This is a genomic window from Chitinophaga oryziterrae (assembly GCF_009758125.1).
Lineage (GTDB): Bacteria > Bacteroidota > Bacteroidia > Chitinophagales > Chitinophagaceae > Chitinophaga > Chitinophaga oryziterrae.
In genome coordinates this window covers 317,492-337,760 of sequence record NZ_WRXO01000004.1, presented here as the reverse complement: position 1 = coordinate 337,760, position 20,269 = coordinate 317,492, and the positions used below count along the sequence as shown (strand labels likewise).

The following is a 20,269-nucleotide window of genomic DNA, read 5'->3' as shown; positions in this document are numbered from 1 at the left end:
TTCAAAACAGGATGATCTTAGGTTAAAAGACATAAGATCATCCTGTTTTTGCAAGGCTCCTTCATGTCTCCTTCATACCTGAAGCATATTAACCGCGCACTTTGCCACCTTTGCAATAATTCTTACTTTTGCGCATTATGTCAGCAATCCATTTCTACAAATATCAGGGTACCGGTAATGACTTCGTCATTATAGACAACAGGCACGGCGTTTACAATGATCTCACAGAAGAACAGGTCCGCAAATTCTGCGACCGCCGCTTTGGTATCGGCGCAGACGGATTAATGCTGCTTAACCAACAGGAAGGATATGACTTCGGCATGAAATACTATAATGCCGATGGTAAAGAAGGCAGCATGTGTGGCAATGGTGGGCGCTGCCTCGTAGCATTTGCCCGTAAAATGGGCGTAATAAAAGAACACATGCATTTCCTGGCTGTAGACGGCCCCCACGAAGCTACCCTCAAAGGAGGCGACTGGGTAAATCTTAAAATGCAGGATGTGAATGGTGTGGAAATGGGCTCCCTTTATTATTATTTGAACACGGGTTCCCCTCACTTCGTGAAATTCACAGAAGATGTACAGGCAGTAGACGTATACGAAGAAGGCCGGCAAATCCGTTATAACGACAGATTCGCCAAAGAAGGCACCAATGTGAATTTCGTACAGAACACCGATAACGGGATCTTCGTCCGCACCTACGAACGTGGTGTGGAAGACGAAACCTACTCCTGCGGAACCGGCGTTACCGCAGCAGCCCTGATGACTGCCACGGAAGAAAAGGACTATGTAGTCCCGGTACAGACACTCGGCGGCGCACTGGAAGTTCGCTTCACCAAAACAGGAGAAAGGTCATACACCAATATATGGCTCTGTGGGCCCGCTACCCTTGTTTACGAAGGAGACATTAAAAAGGGACATTAAATAATGGTTAACACCCATCCAGATCATTAATTATTCTACCTTTGCGGCCGGATGATCAAATATTTCAAAAATATAGATGCTCGTACAGTAGAAATCGAGACACCGGAAAACGGTGCCTGGGTAAATATTACCCCTCCTCTGAAACAGTCAGAATTCGAACAACTGTCTGAAGAACTGGAGATCCCCCTCGACTTCCTCATGGACTCCATGGATATTGATGAGAAATCCCGTTATGAGCTGGAAGATAATGTCAAGCTCATCGTCATCAAAACACCTGCAGGAAACGCTTCTATCAATGAAAGCGATGCGTATTACATCACCATACCCATCGTCATCATCCTCACCCATAACCAGATATTGACCGTCAATTCCTTCGATAACGCGGCCATCAACCGCTTTCTCGATACCTTCCATAACCGTCACCCGGAAAAAAGGGCCATGATGGTGCTGAAGATCTTCGAAAAAGTAACCATGAACTTCCTGGATTACCTGAAAGAGATCAACCAGCTCAGAAATACCCTGGAACAAAAACTCTACGACAGTAACAGAAATGAAGAACTGCTGTCTATCATGCGTATCCAGAAAAGTCTCGTATACTTCCTCACAGCGCTCCGCAGTAATGAATTACTGCTGATGAAGCTGGAACGTACCAACTTCCTCGGACTAAACGAAGATGAAAAAGAGTTCCTGCATGACCTGATCGTAGATACCTCCCAGGCTCTGGAAATGGCCAATGTCTACACCAACATCCTCAGCAGCACGATGGATGCCTTCGCCAGCATCATCTCCAATAACCTGAACATCGTGATGAAACGCCTCACCTCTATTACCATCGTACTCACTTTCCCCGCCCTGGTGGCCAGTGTATACGGTATGAACGTAGAGATCCCATTCGCGCACTCTGCTCACGCCTTTTATATTCCCATCATACTCTCTATCGTCGTCTCCGTTATCATGAGCTGGTACTTCATGAAGAAGAAATGGTTCTAAACCCATTATTTCTGGACTTTCTCAAATAAAATTATATTTTTGAATGTATTATATAATTATTATAAGGCATGAAAGTAGTAATTTTTGCAGGAGGACTGGGTACCAGGATTTCAGAAGAAACGGATGTTCGCCCGAAACCCATGGTAGAAATCGGCGGTAAGCCGATACTGTGGCACATTATGAAAATGTATTCTCACTACGGGTTCAATGATTTTATCATCTGCCTGGGCTATAAAGGATACGTGATCAAAGAATACTTCATGCACTATTTCCTGCATAACTCCGATCTCACCATAGAACTGAACAGTAATAAACTGGACATTCACTATACAAAAACAGAATCCTTTAAAGTAACCCTCGTTGATACCGGCCTGCCTACCAAAACCGCAGGACGCTTAAAAAGGATCAAACAATATATCGGGGATGAAGATTTCATGCTTACCTACGGTGATGGCGTTGCCGATATCAACCTGGAAGATCTCCTCAAATTTCATAAATCCCATAATAAAATGGCTACCGTCACCGCTGTACAACCAGAAGCCCGCTTCGGTGGTATAGAGATGGACGAAAACGGCAAGATCCTTGCATTCAAGGAAAAGCCTAAAGGCGATAATAAATTTATCAATGGTGGTTTCTTCGTATTAAAACCACAGATATTCGATTATCTGAAAGATGATATGGATAATATCATGTGGGAAGATGATCCCATGGAAAACCTGGTGGCCGATGCAGAACTGATTGCCTACAAACATACCGGCTTCTGGAAATGCATGGACGCCCTCAGAGATAAAATCGAATTAGAGTCTTTATGGCAAACCAATAATGCCAAGTGGAAAGTATGGTAAGATTACAGGATTTTTATAAAGATAAAAAGGTATTCCTAACCGGTCATACCGGTTTTAAAGGTGCCTGGATGGCTGCATGGCTGCAACAATCAGGCGCTATCGTAAAAGGGTATGCCCTGCCACCGGAATACGATAACGGTGTATATGATTATATCAGACCCGCCGACAGTGTCCTCGATGATATCCGCAATAAACTGGTATTAAATCAGGCGATACAGTCCTTCCAGCCCGATTTCATCTTCCACCTGGCTGCTCAACCGCTCGTAAGACGCTCTTACGAAATTCCCGCCGAAACGTTCGACGTGAATGTGACCGGTACTGCCAACGTACTGGAAGCTGCCAACAACTTACTGAACCCATGTACCATCGTTGTCATTACCACAGATAAAGTATACGAAAATAAAGAACAGGATATCCTGTATAAGGAAGGCGATGCCTTAGGTGGTCATGACCCCTACAGCGCCAGTAAAGCCTGCGCGGAACTGGTCGTAAGCTCCTTCCGGAACTCCTTCAGCAATAAAGCCATTGCCAGCGTACGCGCGGGTAATGTTATTGGCGGGGGCGACTGGAACAAAGACCGCATCATTCCGGATATCGTCCGTGCTTTAAGCAACGGACAAGTCATAGAAGTCAGAAACCCGGTCTCCGTAAGGCCCTGGCAGCATGTACTGGAACCTATTGGCGGTTATTTACGACTGGGCGCTCTCCTGCAGCAGGACCCGGCTAAATATGCAAAGGCGTATAATTTTGGCCCTGCTCCGGATGACCATCTCACCGTAAAAGAACTGGTAGAGAAAGCCATCGCCATATGGGGAAACGGACAGTGGAAGGATGCTTCCAAACCAGGGCAATTACACGAAGCCACCCTGCTGAAACTGGATATCTCCCTGGCGAAAAAGGAACTGCAATGGACGCCTAAACTCAATGCCGCACAGGCGATTGAATGGACCATCAACTGGTATAAACAGCCAGCGGCTAACAGGCAGGCTTACACTATTCAGCAGATCAATGAATATATGCAATGAAATTTCTGTCAACACCTTTAAAAGATAGTTATATCATCACATTAGATACCATCCAGGACAGCCGCGGCTGGTTTGCCAGGGTCTATTGTAAAGATGAATTCAAACAGATCGGTCATGATAAAGAATGGGTACAACTCAACCATTCCTTTACCAGCGCAAAAGGCGCCATACGTGGTATGCACTTTCAATACCCGCCTTTCAGGGAAGTGAAAATGGTACGTTGTATCGCCGGAGCCGTGTATGACGTCATCATAGATCTACGGGAAGGCTCCCCTACTTTTTTACAGCACATCGGCGTAGAACTATCTGCTGCCAACAAACTGATGTTATACATCCCGGAAGGCTTTGCACATGGCTTCCAGGCGCTGACAAATGATTGTGAACTACTCTATCATCATAGTGAATATTATACACCCGGCAGTGAAGGTGGTATAAAATATGATGATCCGAAAATAAACATCACCTGGCCATTGCCGGTAACCGATATATCAGAACGCGATAACAAGCATGCTGAACTGACAGAAAATTTTAAAGGAATTTAATATGCAATGTAGATTTTGTAAGACTGAACTAAAGCATGTATTTATAGACCTCATCAACTCTCCTGCGTCGAATTCATACCTGAATCCGGAACAGCTGAATGAACCGGAAACATATTATCCGCTGAAGGTCTACATCTGTCATAACTGCTTTTTAGTACAGGTAGATGAATACCAGAAGTCCGATGCGTTATTCAACAGTGAATACGCTTACTTTTCTTCCTATTCACGCACCTGGCTGGCTCACGCGCAAAAATATACACAGGAAATGATCGCCCGCTTTGGCTTCTCTGCAAGTTCTAAAGTGATAGAGATCGCCTCCAATGACGGTTACCTGCTGCAATACTTTAAAGAAAAGAACGTTCCTGTATTAGGAATAGAGCCTACTGCCAACACGGCGAAAGTAGCCATGGAAAAAGGCATTGAAACAGTAGTAGAATTCTTTGGTACCAGTCTGGCTAAAAAGCTGTCTGCACAAAACATACAGGCCGATTTATTACTTGGCAATAATGTACTGGCGCACGTTCCCGATATCAGGGATTTCGTGGCTGGTATGCAGGTGATCTTAAAACCTGCCGGCGTCATCACCATGGAATTCCCGCATTTAATGCAGTTGGTCGATAACAACCAGTTTGATACCATCTACCATGAGCATTTCTCTTACCTCTCTTTCTACACCGTAAAACAGTTGTTCGAATCTGTAGGACTGGAAATGTTTGATGTGGAAGAGATCCCTACTCATGGCGGCTCACTTCGTATTTATGCAAAGCATAAAAATGATAACAGTAAAGAGATCTCTCCACGGGTAGCTGCTTTATTGGCAAAAGAGATCAAACAAGGTATCACAGACCTTAACTATTATCACAACTTCCAGCAGAAAGCATTCGATATAAAACTCTCCTTGCTCAGCTTCCTCACGGAACAAAAGAAAGCGGGTAAAAAAGTGGCGGCATACGGGGCTGCTGCTAAGGGAAACACTTTGCTCAACTACTGCGGGGTTAAAAATGATTTAGTTGATTTCGTAGTGGATTCAAATCCTCATAAACAAGGGAAATACTTACCAGCCAGTCATATCCCGGTAGTAAACGAAGCATATCTCAAACAGGAAAAACCAGATTATGTATTGATCCTCCCCTGGAATTTAAAGGATGAGATCAAAGATCAACTGGCGTATATCAGAGATTGGAAAGGTAAATTCGTAGTACCCATTCCTTCTTTACAAATCGATTAAATGAAAAAAGTACTCGTTACTGGTTGTAGCGGTTTTATAGGGAACTATGTGGTAAGACAGTTATTAAAGAATAACTGCCAGGTGATCGCTACTTCTGTTGACGAAGGTAAAGCCCGTCATCACGACTGGTTCCCGCTTGTTACCTGGGTTCCCTTCAATCTGCAAAAAGATACGGATGTAGGTGTCTTTGGTCAGCCGGATGCGGTCATTCACCTGGCCTGGGAAGGATTACCGAACTATAAATCCTTATTTCATTTTGAGGAAAACCTGCCGGCTCATTATCATTTCCTGAAAAGCCTGATCGCAAACGGTGTCACTGATATCACCGTTACCGGTACCTGTTTTGAATACGGGATGCAGGAAGGGATGTTAAGGGAAGATATGCCTGCCCTGCCCGCTAATCCTTATGCATTGGCAAAAGATACTTTACGCAAATTCCTCAGCGAATTACAGAAGCTGTATCCGTTTGATTTCAAATGGGTACGCTTGTTTTATTTATACGGAGAAGGTCAAAACCCCAACTCCATCCTATCCCAGTTACAAAAGGCGATCATCAACAAAGAACCTGCCTTTAAAATGAGTGGCGGAGAGCAGGTACGGGATTATCTGCCCGTAGAAAAAGTAGCGGAGAACATCGTGAAAGTAGCGTTGCAAAATACCATCACCGGTATTATTAATTGCAGCAGCGGAACACCTGTCACCGTAAAACAATTAGTGCAAAACTACCTGCAGGAAAATAATGTATCCATCCCCCTGCAACTAGGTTTTTATCCTTATCCGGATTATGAACCAATGGCTTTCTGGGGAGATAATACCAAACTTAAAGAGATCAGATGAAGCATATTATCACCTTACTGATACCTACACATAACCGGCATAACTATTTAGAGCGGGCCATTGCTTATTATGGGCCTATGCCTGTTAACATCTATATAGCAGATAGTTCGGCTACACCCTACGATATCAGACAGGATAATATCACTTACCTTCATCTGCCTACTCATACTTTAACAGGTAAGATCTCTCATGCGCTGAACCTCATCAATACTCCTTATGTAGTAATGAGTGCTGATGACGATTTCCTCTTACCGGAAAAGGTCCTGGCCTGCATAGATTTTCTTGAAAAACACCCGGAATATCAGTCTGCTGCGGGTAACAGCATCTGTTATAAAAAAGACACCGTCTCTTCTACACATGTAAATTTCGCTCCGATATATACAGATCGTCTCTCTTACCAGGTAATAGATAAAGATCCCTTTGATAGAATAAAATCCTTCTTTAATCCTTATCGTGGTGCGTTCTACGCAGTGCATCGTACACCTGTATTACGCAGGGCATTTGATGGTGCTGCTGCTGTTGTGAAGAACCTGTACATGAATGAATACTTAACAGGTATTTACACCATTGCGTCCGGTGGATTTGCAGAACTGCCTTTCTTATATCATGTAAGGGATTATGCAAATGATTCGGGAGATAAAACCACGCCTAATTTAGATGCGATCTTTAATGACCCTGACCTTAATAAACAATACAACGGCTTAATAGAACAACAGGCTGCATTGGTAGCTTCGATAACCAATACAGCACCTTCCTTTGCATCTTTCCGGTTACATGGTATTTTAGATGATGTAGCGATGCAGATGAAACAGGGCCGGTATGCGCCAAGAGCCAGTGCAGATAAGAAATACGGAAAGATCATACAGAAGGTCCCCCTGATCGGTAATCTGTTAATCAGACTATACCGTAATTACAGGGCCAAACAAGCCTTACAACCGTTTATCAGAACCGCAGAAGACCAGAAAAACCTGGATATGCTGCGCAACCTTATTATCTCCTATAAACATATTCTATGAGTAATTACTTTAACGTACGCGTATACGGTATCATGATCAATGAACATAAACAGGTACTGGTAAGTGATGAATTTATAAGAGGGGGTTATTACACTAAATTCCCTGGTGGTGGATTGGAATTCGGAGAAGGGACTTTGGAATGTGTGGTAAGAGAATTCCAGGAAGAGTTAAACCTGGATGTAGAAGTAGTAGAACATATTTACACGACTGACTTTTTCCAGATATCTGCATTTGATAACACGTCTCAGATTATCTCCATCTATTATCTTGTAAATCCGGTATCGGCCTTTACTGCTAAGATCCTCAGCAAACCCTTCGACTTTATCATCCCCGAAGGAGTAACAGAAGTAGAAGGGGTAAGATGGATAGATAAAGAAGAGTTCTCCTCTGCTGTGATTACTTTACCAATAGATAAAGTAGTGGCAGATCTGGTAAAGGAAAAGTATCTGTAAAACAGGGATTCCTGTTATTCCTCACTCTTTCCCATCGCAGCGGCTTTCATCTTCGCCGTCAGCTCATGCCCGAAATAACGTTCTATCATCCCTTCTATCAGGTAGATTAAAGGTGTTAATAAGATCGCTACTGTAAACTTATATGTATAATTCACCAGGCAGATAGCCAATACCAGCTGCCAGCTCCAGCCCTGCCCTACCTTAAAGGCAATATACAACACGATAAAACTATCTACCAGCTGAGACACAATCGTAGAACCGGTAGCCCTCAGCCACACATATTTCTCTCCTGTAGCCCGCTTAATCCGGTGAAACACTGTTACGTCCACTATCTGGCTCACCAGGAACGCTACTATACTCCCTGCAATGATCCACATCCCCTGTCCGAAAATACCATTGTAAGCATTTTGCATATCAGGCACCCCGTTTTTCACTCCCGAACTGATCCAGAAGTCTGCAAAAGGCATATTAATAGACACATAAAACATGAGAAACGCGTACGCAATAAGACTTACAGCGATATAAGAAATACGGCGTACCGCCTTCGGCCCGTAATACTCATTCACGATATCCGTTAATACGAACTCCAGCGGCCATAACAACACCCCGCAGGTAAGATTAAAGGATAATCCACTCTGTCCGAACAGCGTAAACGTATGTACCGGAATCCTCAGCAACTTCTCCAGAGAAAATATCTTTCCCCCTATGCATTCCGCTATCAATGCATTAGCAACGAAAAAACTGCAAAAAATAACAAATAATTTGGTAGGGCGGTCTTTAAGGATATTGTTGATCATCAGAATAGAAAGAAAAATTGAGAAACTAAGATAATAATATTTACTATAAATACATAAGGCGGTAATTCCTTCCAGCCTATCCGCTTCATAATAAGCATCACTACAGCGAATATCAGCGTTACCACGTTCAGCGGGAATGCCACCATCATGCCCAGGGGAATGATGCTTTTGATCACCGCCTCAAATCCCTTACTCATATTAACATACCTGGAAAACTGCACCAGTAAAAAACACAGGTTGCAGATAAATGCCAGCTTTAAAAGGAATCGTAACCTGCCCATATTGAAATTTCGGATAAATTACAGTTATTTTGCTTTCCTTGATCAGATATTTTAAATAAAACAGATGCAGATAGCTATATCGGTAGTCATATGTTCATATAACAGGGAAGCCTATATTATACAGGCCATAGACAGCCTGTACAAACAGGATACAGATAAAAAGCTGTATGAAGTGATAGTAGTGGATAATAACAGTCAGGATGATACTGCGGCCAAAGTGAACGCCTACATCGCTTCTCATCCTGATATGCAACTGTATTATCACCTGGAAAAACGCCAGGGGGCTTCCTATGCCCGTAATACCGGCGCAGATCTGTCCAAAGGGAAACTCATCTGCTGTATGGATGATGACGCTGTGGCCATGCCCGGCTACCTGAACAATATCATCCGCTTCTTCGAAGAACACCCGGATGCGACCGGCCTCGGTGGCCGTATCATCCCCCGCTATATCCCCTCAGAACCCAAATGGATGTCACATTACGTGTCCTCGCTCGTGGGTAATTTCGATTACAGCCCGGTAACAAAGCCCTTCGATAATGGCCGTTATCCGCTGGAATCCAATATGATAGTGAAACGGGAGGACTTTTTCGCCGTGGGCGGGTTTAATACCAGTCTGCCCGGGGTAAAAGGGACTTTACGCATCGGCGGAGAAGGGAAAGAGTTCTTTTACAAGCTGATCTCCAGGGGGGGCATCATCTGGTACGACCCCGAAGTGATCGTACACCACGTGGTGGAAGTAAAGAAATTAACATCCGAATACATGTACCGCGTGGCTTCCGGCATCGGCCGGGGTGAAAAGGTGCGGATGCAGACTGCCGGCCGGGGGGCCGTCAGCAAAAAGGGAGTGGAATACCTCTTTAAACTGGGAGCTTCTGTTCTTATAGGCGCATGGTACCTCTTACAGGGAAAACCTGCTAAATCCTGGCCGGTGATACAATTCCGTATCGATGTGCTGAAAGGATTCTGGGAACCGGTACACCTTCCTTCGAACTGATAATAATATATTATTATCTTTATTCACTTATTAACTCACTAAGCGTCACGCATATGAAACCAGACTGGTTGAAAAAAATACTGCCACACATCATCGCAATAGGTATCCTGCTGTTGCTGGCTATTCTCTATTGCAAGCCTGTACTGGATGGTAAGGTCCTGAGCCAGAACGATAATATCCAATGGCAGGCAATGGCCAAGCAATCGCTTGACTATAAAGCTACGCATGGCACTACCCCTCTCTGGACCAACAGGATGTTTGGCGGGATGCCAGCTTACCAGATCGCACTGGAATCAAACGAACCTTTCGGTATTTCTTTCTTTAACAGCCTGTTTTCTCTATGGCTGCCCAAACCTATCAACTTCTTCTTCCTGGCCGCACTGGGCTTTTACTTCCTGTGTAGTGTGTTAGGTGTAAGGTCCTGGATAGGTATACTGGGGGCCGTGGCCTACGCTTTCTCCACCTACGATCCCGTAATCATAGGTGCAGGCCATGATACCAAAATGATGGCCATCGCCTATATACCGGCGGTACTGGCCGGGATTCTGCTACTAACACAGAAGAAATACCTGCCCGGACTGGCGGTCACGACCCTGTTCATGTCCCTGCTCATCACCATGAACCACTTACAGGTGACCTACTACTTCTTCCTGTTATTAGGAGTGCTGGGTATCGTGTTCGCTGTGGTGACCATCAAAGCGAAAGACTTTAAACACCTTATATTAACGGCTTTATTGGTTGGTGTGGCGCTGGTAATAAGTGTAGGTGTCAACACCATGAACCTCTGGACTACCTACGAGTATTCCAAAGAAACCATCAGGGGTGGCAAGTCTGAACTTACTAAAAACGTAGAAACCACCAAGGGCAGCGGTCTGGATAAAGAATATGCATTCCGCTGGAGCTACGGCATCTTTGAAACATTCACCTTCATGGTACCTAACCTCTATGGCGGCAGCTCACAGGCGTCCCTGGACGAAGGTTCTGAAACATACAAAACACTTACCGGCTTACAGGTGCCAGCTGCACAGGCTGAATCCATGATCAAAGCATGGCCTTTATACTGGGGAGATCAGCCCGGTACTTCCGGCCCGGTTTACCTGGGTATCATCACCTGCCTGCTGGCCATCCTCGGCTTCCTTACCATCAGATCATGGCATAAATGGTGGCTGCTGGCTATCAGTATCCTGGCCATCCTGATGTCCTGGGGTAGCAACCTCTCTGTATTTAACTATGCATTGTTCGACTACCTCCCTTTCTATAATAAGTTCAGGGCGCCGTCCATGATCCTCATCATTCCGCAGCTTACGTTCGCCATCCTGGCGGTACTGGCGCTGCAGGCTTTAATAGAGGATAACAACAAACAATCCCTGTTCAAACCACTGAAACTGGCGGGAATGATCACCGGAGGTATCCTGGCGCTGTTGCTGCTGGCTTCTGCTACGCTCTCCTTCGGCAACGCCAACGATGCGGCTATGCAGGCTCAGTTTGCCCAGATGGCTGGTGGTAATACTACCGTAGCAGATTCCCTGATGCATGCACTGCATGCCGACAGGGCCTCTATTTTCCGCTACGACCTGTTCCGCGCGATTGTCCTGGCTGCTATTGCCTACTTCCTCATTTTCTATTACCTGAAAGGTAAACTGAAGATGCAATGGATGGCTGGTGCATTGATAGTACTGATGCTGGTAGATCTGTTACAGGTAGATGCACGCTACCTGAACAGCGACAACTACTCCGAACAGGTCAAATACAACAATGAGTTTGCAGCTACTCCTGTAGATCAACAGATCATGCAGGATAAAGACCCCTATTTCAGGGTGCTTAACCTCACTCATTCAGATCCGTTCAGCGATGCCATGACTTCCTACTTCCATAATTCCGTAGGTGGCTATCATGCGGCTAAACTCACCCTCTACCAGGACCTGATCGAAAACCAGTTAAGTCATAACAACCTGCATGTCTTGAACATGCTGAATACCAAATACGTGATCGTTCCGGGGCAGCAGGGACAACCGGTCGTACAGACCAATCCTGACGCACTGGGTAATGCCTGGTTCATCAAAGGCATCCTCTGGGTACCAAATGCAGATGCCGAAATGAAAGCGCTGGATAACCTGAATACCCGCGATTCTGTGGTCATCGATCAGCGTTATAAATCTGCGGTAACGGCAGATCCGGTATTTGATAGTGCAGCCACTATTAAACTACTGAAGAATGATGTAGATGTGATCTCTTACACCTCTTCATCTAAAACACCTCAGTTTGCAGTATTCTCAGAAGTATATTACAAAGAAGGCTGGAAAGCATTTATTGATGATAAAGAAGTACCGTATGCGAGAGTAAACTATGTGCTGCGTGGTTTATCCATCCCGGCAGGTACACATGCCATAACATTCAAATTTGAACCTAAGTCTTATTTCCTGGGTGAGAAGATATCTTTTGCCAGTACGCTGATAGTCGTATTATTGCTGATAGTGGCGGCGGTGATGACTTATCTGAAGAAAAAGAAGAAATAACTAACTATAAAAAAGGGATGCTCCATTAGAAGCATCCCTTTTTTATGTGCTTTCAATTCCCTGAATAACATGCCGCACGATCGCAGTAAATCCCAACCTGTTCATGATACCAGTCGTGCTGCAGCACACAATCAGAATTCTTCAGGCATTTCCAGGCCAGCAGTAATACCCGTTCAAAAAGTGCAGGAGGCCCCTCTGCCCGATGAGGGATCTAAAACGCCGGTCCAATTAACAGCCTGGCCGGTTGTACAAAAGCAACAGGTTATCCAGCTATATGGGAATCCGGATGAAGAAGTAGCAAATGCATTGATTAAAAAGGACCTGATCCTGGGACTAATTACAACCGGTGATTATACGACTGCTATCGACAGTTACAAAGAGCTTAAAGTTACTTTAAAAGAGACTTATCATGGCAGCTGGGAAGGTGGTAAAGGGATTTTTAAAAGGCATACAGAACCCATGCTTGCATATGTAAGGGAAGTAATCGCAGCTTTCAATGCACCGTTGCTGGTCCTCCTTAAGGAATGTGTAACTTTTTACGGAGACTTATCAGTTGAATACGAATCAAATTACAATAATCTATACGAACAGATTGCATCAGAATTAAATGCCGGAAGAGATGCTACAGCATTAAATGAATCGCTGAAAAAAATGGCATCTGACCACAAGGAAGCATTTCTTAAAAAAGAAGCTGTGACGGCCTCGATCATCAATTTCAATAAAAAGGCTGGTACGGATACAAATGTTACCTATGCCAAAGATGATAAAGAAACTATTAGAGATACGAAACTAATAGCTGTCCCTGATGAGCAGCTAGGTGCATCTTATAAAAAGAACAGAAGTCTGGTTGCGTTGTCTACATCGCATGGAAAGGAAGTCAAAAAGACAATTGATACCCCGGGGGACCAGGCATTGAAAAAGGATGTCGCATTGATACTAATGGCCGGTTCAACAGAGCGAAAAGAAGCTATCACGGCATTGTTTGGAGAAGATGTTATTAAACCGGCCAGCATATTTACACAAATAAATAAACATCACCGGTCTGATAATATTGCAGATGTTGTAACACTCCTCCAGGCCATCGGGTTAGATAACCTGCCACAGGCACTCGGGTTAATTGAACAGGTAGGTCCTAAAGGAACAATCAGTGAAATAAACAGTTTCTATACTGTTTCCAAAACCGTAAAAGGTGGTGCTCCTGCCATTGCGGAAGTCATTCTTTTCCTTGGTCAGATCGAATTCACTGCTGTTAAGGCTTTAACGGATTTTGTCACCGAAGCGGGTAAACATGGAGGTTTAAACGCTGTTAAACCTGTGTGGAATGCCGCCAAAACGAATGATAATATTGCCGGTGTAACTGACTTATTAAAGGATGGTGTTATTCCAGTCACTTTATTAGCTGACACCTTAGAGATTGCACTGACTTTTGCCGGTAAAAAAGGGAAGAGTAATGCAGCAGATTGGGGCAAATTATTAAAGGTTACAGGTTGGAGTAAAGAAGAACTGATTGCATTAGCGTCGGCTTTTGATACCAATCCTGGTAATGTTACGCCGGAACGCTGGGCAGAAGCAGCACTGAAAGACCCTACCTTAAAAACAAAACCGGATGAAGTAAGGGCCACTGCAAGACTCAACCATTTTGCCAATAGCGAATGGTATGAGAACCACGATACAAACAAGTTGTCTTCTCCCAAAAAAGCAAAGAAAAAGTATACCCAGTTATTGCAGGCTCTGCTCGGAGATACTCCTTTAAAAGACCTGGGAGATATCAGCTTTGATAATATTAAGGGAGATTTTCTCTCTATGCTGGTTTTCTTTAACAGACATATCGCTTCATTTGATGCCATTTCAGGACAGGGGTATGACAGGACAGGCGGCGCTGGCAAGTATGCAAGAAGTGATAAAGACCATGAGCTGAACGAGCAATATAAAGGGCTGGTAGGCGCTCAGGGAATAAATGTAGATACTTTACTTCAACCCGTCAGTTCCTCTTTGTTAGATCTTCAGAGTAAGGGGGCCATATCAGGTGGTAAACCCATCACTTCTACTGCCATTGGAACAACCGCTTACAGTACCGGAGGAGGGTCCGTTGCTTCTGCCGGACTACCTTCTCATAACCTTAAAATACTACAGGACCAGCAGGATATTATAGCTGTTTCACTCGATCCTAAAAAGTCAAAAGAAACACTATTCAATGCTCCCGTCCATCCGATAGCTCCTGAAAAAAGCCGCACGCTTGATGACAAAGGAGTAGCCTTAGATAGTCTGGTAGACAAGCAGAAAACGGCATTGGCAGGTAAGATCGGCACAGATCCCAAATATGATAACTTCCACGATGGTCTGTTGAAGGATAGAAGCAAAATGACCAACGATTTAAGTAATGCCATCAATACTATAACAGGAGGAGCAAAAGTGCTGAATGCAATAGGTTCAGAAAATCATCCCAGTTTAATTTTAAATGTACCTAAAACAGGTAATAAATTCTGCTATAACAATATTGCTACTTATACATCTACGGAAAAACTGGTAGGACTGATGGCTACAGATTTTAACGCTGCGCCAGGCCAGGATGTTAAGATCACGGTAAGAGGAAGTTTTGGTTTCCAGCGCCCGACCATCACAGACACAGGAGACTCTGTACGGTTATGGCCAGGATATGCACCTGTAGAGACTATATTACCCGGCCTTAAAGTGCTGGTAGAAAAATTACGCAGCAAGGGAGGTGGAGCGCTCGGGAATATAGGCGCCCTTACCAGTTTAACCTCAGATCCGGGCCAACCCATTTTATATGTAGAGGCGTTAAAAACAGCGATGCGCCATACAAGTATTGCTTTAAATAAAAAGATAGCTGGTGGCGCCCCTGATGAAAAAAAGAGGGTGTACGACTGGCTAAGAACAAGACTGCTGATCAAATTACAACAGTCGGGCATATTATTGGAAAAAGCAGCCACCATATACGACCCCTCATCCGTAGTCATCGAGTCGGAAAAAAAGAAACAAAAGAATAAACATTATCTGGTTACAGCAGACATGACCGATAAACTGCAGGAATATACCATGCTATATACCGCTGCTACCCTGGAGCCGGCTGCAAATCCCAACGCAAACCATAAAAAGGCGGGTAATTTTAAGAATACCGGTGATGCTTACGAGTCGAAAGTAGTATCCAAACTGGCGGCGGCAGATTATCGCATCTTCTATATGGATAGCGGAGAACAGGCGCTTATAACGGCAGGCATATTAGCAAACAGATTCCAGAAGAATGCAGATGAAACGACCAGCAAGGTGCCCAAAAGCACTTATATTAACAGAAATCCATACTTCGAGATAGGGGTGTATAAAGGAGACAAACGTTCCAACCTTGAAAACGATGACGTAAATGGTACAATCGTACATTCCGATCTGTCGCCCGTTATTACATCCGGAAGGACCACTCCCAAATCCAAAGCTGATATACAGAAGGAAACCAAATCCACCTGGCAGGGCCTTGACGGCAGAGTAAATAAACCAGCTATCATCCCCATTATTGACATTACCAATAGCAGCATAGATGAAGTAAGAAGCTTAGGTGATATGCCTGATAACTTCATTATTGTAGAAAGCCTCACCAAACACGAACAACTGGGTGCGGATAAATTTATTATGGGAAGATTGATAGCGGTAAGTAATACACAGGGAACACAGGGTAACAATCAATTAGTTAAAACCAATTTCCTTGATTTAGCTCAAAAAATTGCAGGGCCTGTTTCCAATGAAGCATATAATCCATTGCTGTCTCAGATCCGCGCCAATATGGATAAAGCCCTCTATTCCAATGACCTGGCTTAACTTTACCCTTTAGGGAACGCATATTCCAACCCAAAACCAGACCATAATCCTCCTTTTTACCTTAGGACAGATATCCCGTTCCCCGCACTACAAAATGGCAGGAAAATCCCTTAAAATATATTTTTACCCCCAGGCAACCTTTTTGAATAAACCCTCGTATTACTAGTTATATAAGAGCAGTAATCGTGGAAAGCACAAAAAAAATGGTCCCCCTGAAGGGTTATAATCTGGCCACCGTTCTGGATGGCTGCCGGCGGGGAATCCCAACCTGGCAGAAAGCCTTATATGAGCAGTATTACGGATTTGCAAATTCGATCTGTGTCCGGTATGCGTCAACTGATGAAGATGCGCGGGAAGTACTGAATGATGGATTTGTAAAGGTGTTTAAGGGCATTTTGTCGTTCGTAGTGTATGGCGATGAAAGTACTTTACCCATCGTTTTTATGGCATGGTTAAAGCGGATTATGATCAATACCAGCATTAATCATTCAAAACTGATGGCAAGACGCATTTCATGGACAGTTGCAGATAACACGTTGAATAGTGCTGCATCTCACATGGAAGACCCTATGGAAAGCATGGCCTATAATGATCTGGTAAAACTGATCCAGCAACTCAGTCCGGCTTATCGCAGCGTATTTTGTCTTTTTGCAATTGACGGCTTTACGCACGAAGAGATTTCCAGGATTTTAGGTATTTCCCTGGGGACGTCCAAATCAAATCTGCTGAAAGCAAGGAGGAACCTGAGGAAGATGCTTGAACAACAAATGCATATGGTAATGGCGTCATGAGAGAAACAAGCACTGGAAAAATATTTTTTATGGGAGCACTACGGGCAGGCAGCAATATTTATCCGCTTCCGGGAAGCAACGAACTTGTTGAAACTGAAATCATCAACCTGCTGAAATATTTCAGCTTGTTCAGGCATCCGCTTAAACTAAGTGAGATCTATAGATTGTTGCCGGATAATATTAAAGAGCTGGATGCTAAATTAGCGCTGAGAAAGATGGATATCACCGGCACGATCAAAAAGATCGATGAGTATTATTTATTGGCAACAGACGATGATGCAATTATTGAAAAACGAATTATAGGAGAAGTAAAGGCTACACATTTATTCCCTAAGGCAAAAAGAACTGCCCATTTCATTTCACTGTTCCCCTTTGTTAAATTTGTCGGTATCTCAGGTTCCCTGTCCAAGAATTATGCTGATGAAAAGACCGATTTTGATTTCTTCATCATTACTGCTAATAACACTTTATGGATTTGCCGCACCATCCTGCACCTGGTAAAGAAATTGAGCTATATAATTGGCAGGCAGCATTATCTCTGTATGAATTACTTCATTGATGAACATCACCTGCGACTGGATGAAAAGAATCTTTTTACCCGTATAGAACTAAGCACGCTCATTCCTGTTTATAATAAGAATATTTATAAAACTTTCTTACTGAGAAATCAAAGTAATCTCTCTAACATTCAACATCTGGATATTGATTTTGAAGGCGCGGTGAAATTTAATCTGATAACACTGGGTAAGAAGAACCTGTTTTGGAAATCACTAAATCTTTTTTTGATGGACCTCACAGACAGGAAATGGAAACATAAGTGGAGAAAGAGAGGTTTTCCAATGGAGGATTATGAGCTGGCATTTAAAACCACACCTTATGTTTCCAAGAATCATCCGGCCAATTATCAGAAAAAAGTATTAGAACAACTACAAAAGAGATAACATTGAAAGTCTTATTCAGTCATTCATACTTTCTACAGTTCGATCCCAAGCAGGTCGCACATGCAAAACCTTACCCACCATTGGGTACAATACTGGCTGCGGCTTTCCTGAGAGAAAACGGGTACGAAGTTGCTTTGTTCGATACAATGTTCGCGAATGCGCCGGAAGAACTGATACCTCTTCTGAAAACGTTTAAACCGGACGTTTTTGTTATATACGATGATGGCTTCAATTATCTGACAAAGATGTGCCTGAGCAATATGCGCGAAGCGGCATTCCTGATGCAGCAATATGCCAAAGCATACGGTTGCAGGGTAATCGTTACAAGCTCAGATGCGGCGGACCATTACGATAAGTATCTAAACAATGGGGCTGATTATGTGATCTCCGGGGAAGCTGAATATACCCTGCTGGAAACAATGCAGCAATTGGAAAAAAATATATCCCACCTGGAGAATATAAAAGGACTCATCTATTCAGATGCAGGCGTTATAAAGAAGAATCCGTTAAGACCTGGCTCAAAACATCTGGATGAACTCCCGCTGCCTGCCTGGGATCTCATAAACATTGGACCGTACAAAAAAGTATGGCTCAAAAAACATGGGTATTTCTCTATCAACATTGCGACTACAAGGGGATGTCCCTATAAATGTAACTGGTGCGCCAAACCCATTTATGGTAACAGCTACAATATGCGTAGCCCTGAAAATGTTGTGAAAGAAATAGTGCTGCTGAAACAACTGTTCCACATGGACCATATCTGGTTCTGCGATGACATCTTCGGACTAAAACGCAGTTGGGTAAAAGAATTTGCAGACCTGGTAAAAGCGGCTGGCGTCAGGACCGCCTTCAAGATTCAATCACGCGCCGACCTGCTGGTACAGGAAAAGTATGTGACAGATCTCGAAGCGGCCGGTTGTGAAGAAGTATGGATGGGGGCAGAAAGTGGTTCACAGAAGATCCTGGATGCAATGGACAAGGGCACAACTGTTGGTGAAATTAAGCAGGCCAGGAAATTGTTAAAGCAACACGGCGTCCGTGCTGCCTTTTTCATTCAATATGGCTACCTGCACGAAACTGTAGAAGATATAAATAAGACGATCGATTTAATCACGGAAACATTACCCGATGATATCGGTATCTCTGTTTCATACCCATTGCCGGGTACAGCGTTTTATGAGCACGTAAAACAAGACCTGATAACGAAAGAGAACTGGACAGATTCCGACGACCTTGATATTATGTATAAAAATACGTATGATAGTCCGTTCTATAAAAAATTACACAGGTATACACACTACACTTACAGGCTTGAGAAATTAAAAAGCGACGGGAGTCTCTTTCCCGCTAAACTCTTTAAATCACTCAAATACTCTTTTTTAAAACGCAGGCTTAAAGAGGAACTAAGCGCATATACAACAGAGATTTCAACAGGCATTATTAAACCAATCTGATTATGACCAGCAACGACCAATTGGTAAGCCAGGCATTTTCATTACAGTCTGCGGTTTTCGACAAACTAAATAATGAAAATAAATTAACAGCACATCTGCGTGCAATATACCGCGAAGAGGTCATGAAACAGGCTAAGGAACAATCCCGCTTTTTGGAATTGAACTGTGGTACAGGGATCGACACACTGTTTTTCGCCAATCAGGGATTCCGGTTACTCTCTACCGATATCGCTGCCGGTATGCTGAATGAATTGGATCGTAAAATCCGGGAGCACCATCTGGAAGATGTTATCAACACCCGGCAATGTTCATTCAATGAGTTGAACAACCTAGGAAACCAGCAATTCGATTATATCATATCGAATTTTGGCGGTTTGAACTGTACCGGCAAACTGGACCAGGTACTTGATCAATTAAAGACATTCTTAACGGAAAAAGGGAAGGCCACATTGGTCATAATGCCTGTAGTTTCCCCCTGGGAACTGATCATGGCGCTGAAAGGAGATTTTAAAACCGCATTCAGAAGATTTAAAAAAGATGCCACCGCACATATTGAAGGTGTCCATTTCTCTCTGCGGTATTATAATCCTTCTTATATAAAGCGGCATCTGAAAAGTGATTTTGATGTCCTTACCTTAAAAGGGATCTACTTTGCTGTGCCCCCGGAATTTTACCAGGGATTTATAGAAAGGTATCCCCGTTTATATAAATTCCTGCAAAAGGTGGAGCGGCGCTTAAGCAATTATTTCCCCTTTAACATTTTCTGCGATCATTATCTGATTACAATCCAAAAAAAATCATAATCCGGT

Annotated in this window: 18 protein-coding genes; 16 read left to right on the top strand and 2 right to left on the bottom strand. The window is 43.6% G+C overall.

Annotated elements, in window-relative coordinates; genetic code table 11:
- Window positions 1–137: 137 nt before the first annotated feature.
- From dapF to GO495_RS16350, 9 genes are all read left to right on the top strand, one after another.
- Window positions 138–923 (top strand): diaminopimelate epimerase, encoded by a 786-nt coding sequence (gene dapF / locus GO495_RS16390; protein WP_157300798.1) that lies wholly within the window; start codon window positions 138–140, stop codon window positions 921–923.
- Window positions 924–974: 51 nt separating this feature from the next.
- Complete coding sequence (locus tag GO495_RS16385) at window positions 975–1,913, top strand: magnesium transporter CorA family protein (protein ID WP_157300797.1); 939 nt, start codon at window positions 975–977, stop codon at window positions 1,911–1,913.
- A 68-nt stretch (window positions 1,914–1,981) separates the two neighbouring features.
- Window positions 1,982–2,758 carry a glucose-1-phosphate cytidylyltransferase gene (gene rfbF, locus GO495_RS16380; RefSeq protein WP_157300796.1) on the top strand — a complete coding sequence of 259 codons (777 nt, stop codon included), beginning with the start codon at window positions 1,982–1,984 and terminating at the stop codon, window positions 2,756–2,758.
- Window positions 2,752–3,783, top strand: a complete 1,032-nt coding sequence (rfbG, locus tag GO495_RS16375; protein ID WP_157300795.1) for a CDP-glucose 4,6-dehydratase — start codon at window positions 2,752–2,754, stop codon at window positions 3,781–3,783. Before rfbF ends, rfbG begins: the two co-directional genes overlap by 7 nt.
- Window positions 3,780–4,325: a dTDP-4-dehydrorhamnose 3,5-epimerase gene (gene rfbC / locus GO495_RS16370; RefSeq protein WP_157300794.1), complete on the top strand. Its 546-nt coding sequence runs from the start codon at window positions 3,780–3,782 to the stop codon at window positions 4,323–4,325. The genes rfbG and rfbC overlap by 4 nt, the downstream gene beginning before the upstream one ends.
- A 1-nt stretch (window position 4,326) precedes the next feature.
- Window positions 4,327–5,553 (top strand): class I SAM-dependent methyltransferase, encoded by a 1,227-nt coding sequence (locus GO495_RS16365; RefSeq protein ID WP_157300793.1) that lies wholly within the window; start codon window positions 4,327–4,329, stop codon window positions 5,551–5,553.
- Window positions 5,554–6,390 carry an NAD-dependent epimerase/dehydratase family protein gene (locus tag GO495_RS16360; RefSeq protein WP_157300792.1) on the top strand — a complete coding sequence of 279 codons (837 nt, stop codon included), beginning with the start codon at window positions 5,554–5,556 and terminating at the stop codon, window positions 6,388–6,390.
- Window positions 6,387–7,406, top strand: coding sequence for a TIGR00180 family glycosyltransferase (locus GO495_RS16355; RefSeq protein ID WP_157300791.1), 1,020 nt, complete (start codon window positions 6,387–6,389; stop codon window positions 7,404–7,406). Before GO495_RS16360 ends, GO495_RS16355 begins: the two co-directional genes overlap by 4 nt.
- Window positions 7,403–7,858 carry an NUDIX domain-containing protein gene (locus GO495_RS16350; RefSeq protein ID WP_157300790.1) on the top strand — a complete coding sequence of 152 codons (456 nt, stop codon included), beginning with the start codon at window positions 7,403–7,405 and terminating at the stop codon, window positions 7,856–7,858. The genes GO495_RS16355 and GO495_RS16350 overlap by 4 nt, the downstream gene beginning before the upstream one ends.
- A 14-nt stretch (window positions 7,859–7,872) precedes the next feature.
- On the opposite strand, the gene GO495_RS16345 is transcribed toward GO495_RS16350, so the two are convergent.
- Together GO495_RS16345 and GO495_RS16340 are read right to left on the bottom strand one after the other, a co-directional pair.
- A complete protein-coding gene (locus GO495_RS16345) occupies window positions 7,873–8,655 on the bottom strand; it encodes a queuosine precursor transporter (protein WP_157300789.1) in 783 nt (260 codons plus the stop codon).
- The gene (locus GO495_RS16340; protein ID WP_157300788.1) at window positions 8,655–8,936 is read right to left on the bottom strand and encodes a hypothetical protein; all 282 of its coding nucleotides are present in this window, start codon (window positions 8,934–8,936) and stop codon (window positions 8,655–8,657) included. Before GO495_RS16340 ends, GO495_RS16345 begins: the two co-directional genes overlap by 1 nt.
- 64 nt (window positions 8,937–9,000) lie before the next feature.
- On the opposite strand from GO495_RS16340, the gene GO495_RS16335 reads away from it, so the two are divergent.
- The 7 genes from GO495_RS16335 (at window position 9,001) to GO495_RS16305 (ending at window position 20,263) form a co-directional block, all read left to right on the top strand.
- A complete protein-coding gene (locus tag GO495_RS16335; protein WP_157300787.1) occupies window positions 9,001–9,930 on the top strand; it encodes a glycosyltransferase family 2 protein in 930 nt (309 codons plus the stop codon).
- Window positions 9,931–9,983: 53 nt separating this feature from the next.
- Window positions 9,984–12,446, top strand: coding sequence for a YfhO family protein (locus GO495_RS16330; RefSeq protein WP_157300786.1), 2,463 nt, complete (start codon window positions 9,984–9,986; stop codon window positions 12,444–12,446).
- A 69-nt stretch (window positions 12,447–12,515) separates the two neighbouring features.
- Complete coding sequence (locus GO495_RS16325; protein ID WP_157300785.1) at window positions 12,516–16,274, top strand: hypothetical protein; 3,759 nt, start codon at window positions 12,516–12,518, stop codon at window positions 16,272–16,274.
- A 185-nt stretch (window positions 16,275–16,459) separates the two neighbouring features.
- Window positions 16,460–17,065 (top strand): RNA polymerase sigma factor, encoded by a 606-nt coding sequence (locus GO495_RS16320; RefSeq protein WP_338075440.1) that lies wholly within the window; start codon window positions 16,460–16,462, stop codon window positions 17,063–17,065.
- 29 nt (window positions 17,066–17,094) lie between these two features.
- Window positions 17,095–18,006: a hypothetical protein gene (locus GO495_RS16315; RefSeq protein ID WP_157300784.1), complete on the top strand. Its 912-nt coding sequence runs from the start codon at window positions 17,095–17,097 to the stop codon at window positions 18,004–18,006.
- Between the two features lie 2 nt (window positions 18,007–18,008).
- The gene (locus GO495_RS16310; protein ID WP_157300783.1) at window positions 18,009–19,460 is read left to right on the top strand and encodes a B12-binding domain-containing radical SAM protein; all 1,452 of its coding nucleotides are present in this window, start codon (window positions 18,009–18,011) and stop codon (window positions 19,458–19,460) included.
- 2 nt (window positions 19,461–19,462) lie between these two features.
- On the top strand, window positions 19,463–20,263 hold the full coding sequence (locus tag GO495_RS16305) for a class I SAM-dependent methyltransferase (RefSeq protein WP_157300782.1): 801 nt from the start codon (window positions 19,463–19,465) through the stop codon (window positions 20,261–20,263).
- Window positions 20,264–20,269: the final 6 nt, after the last annotated feature.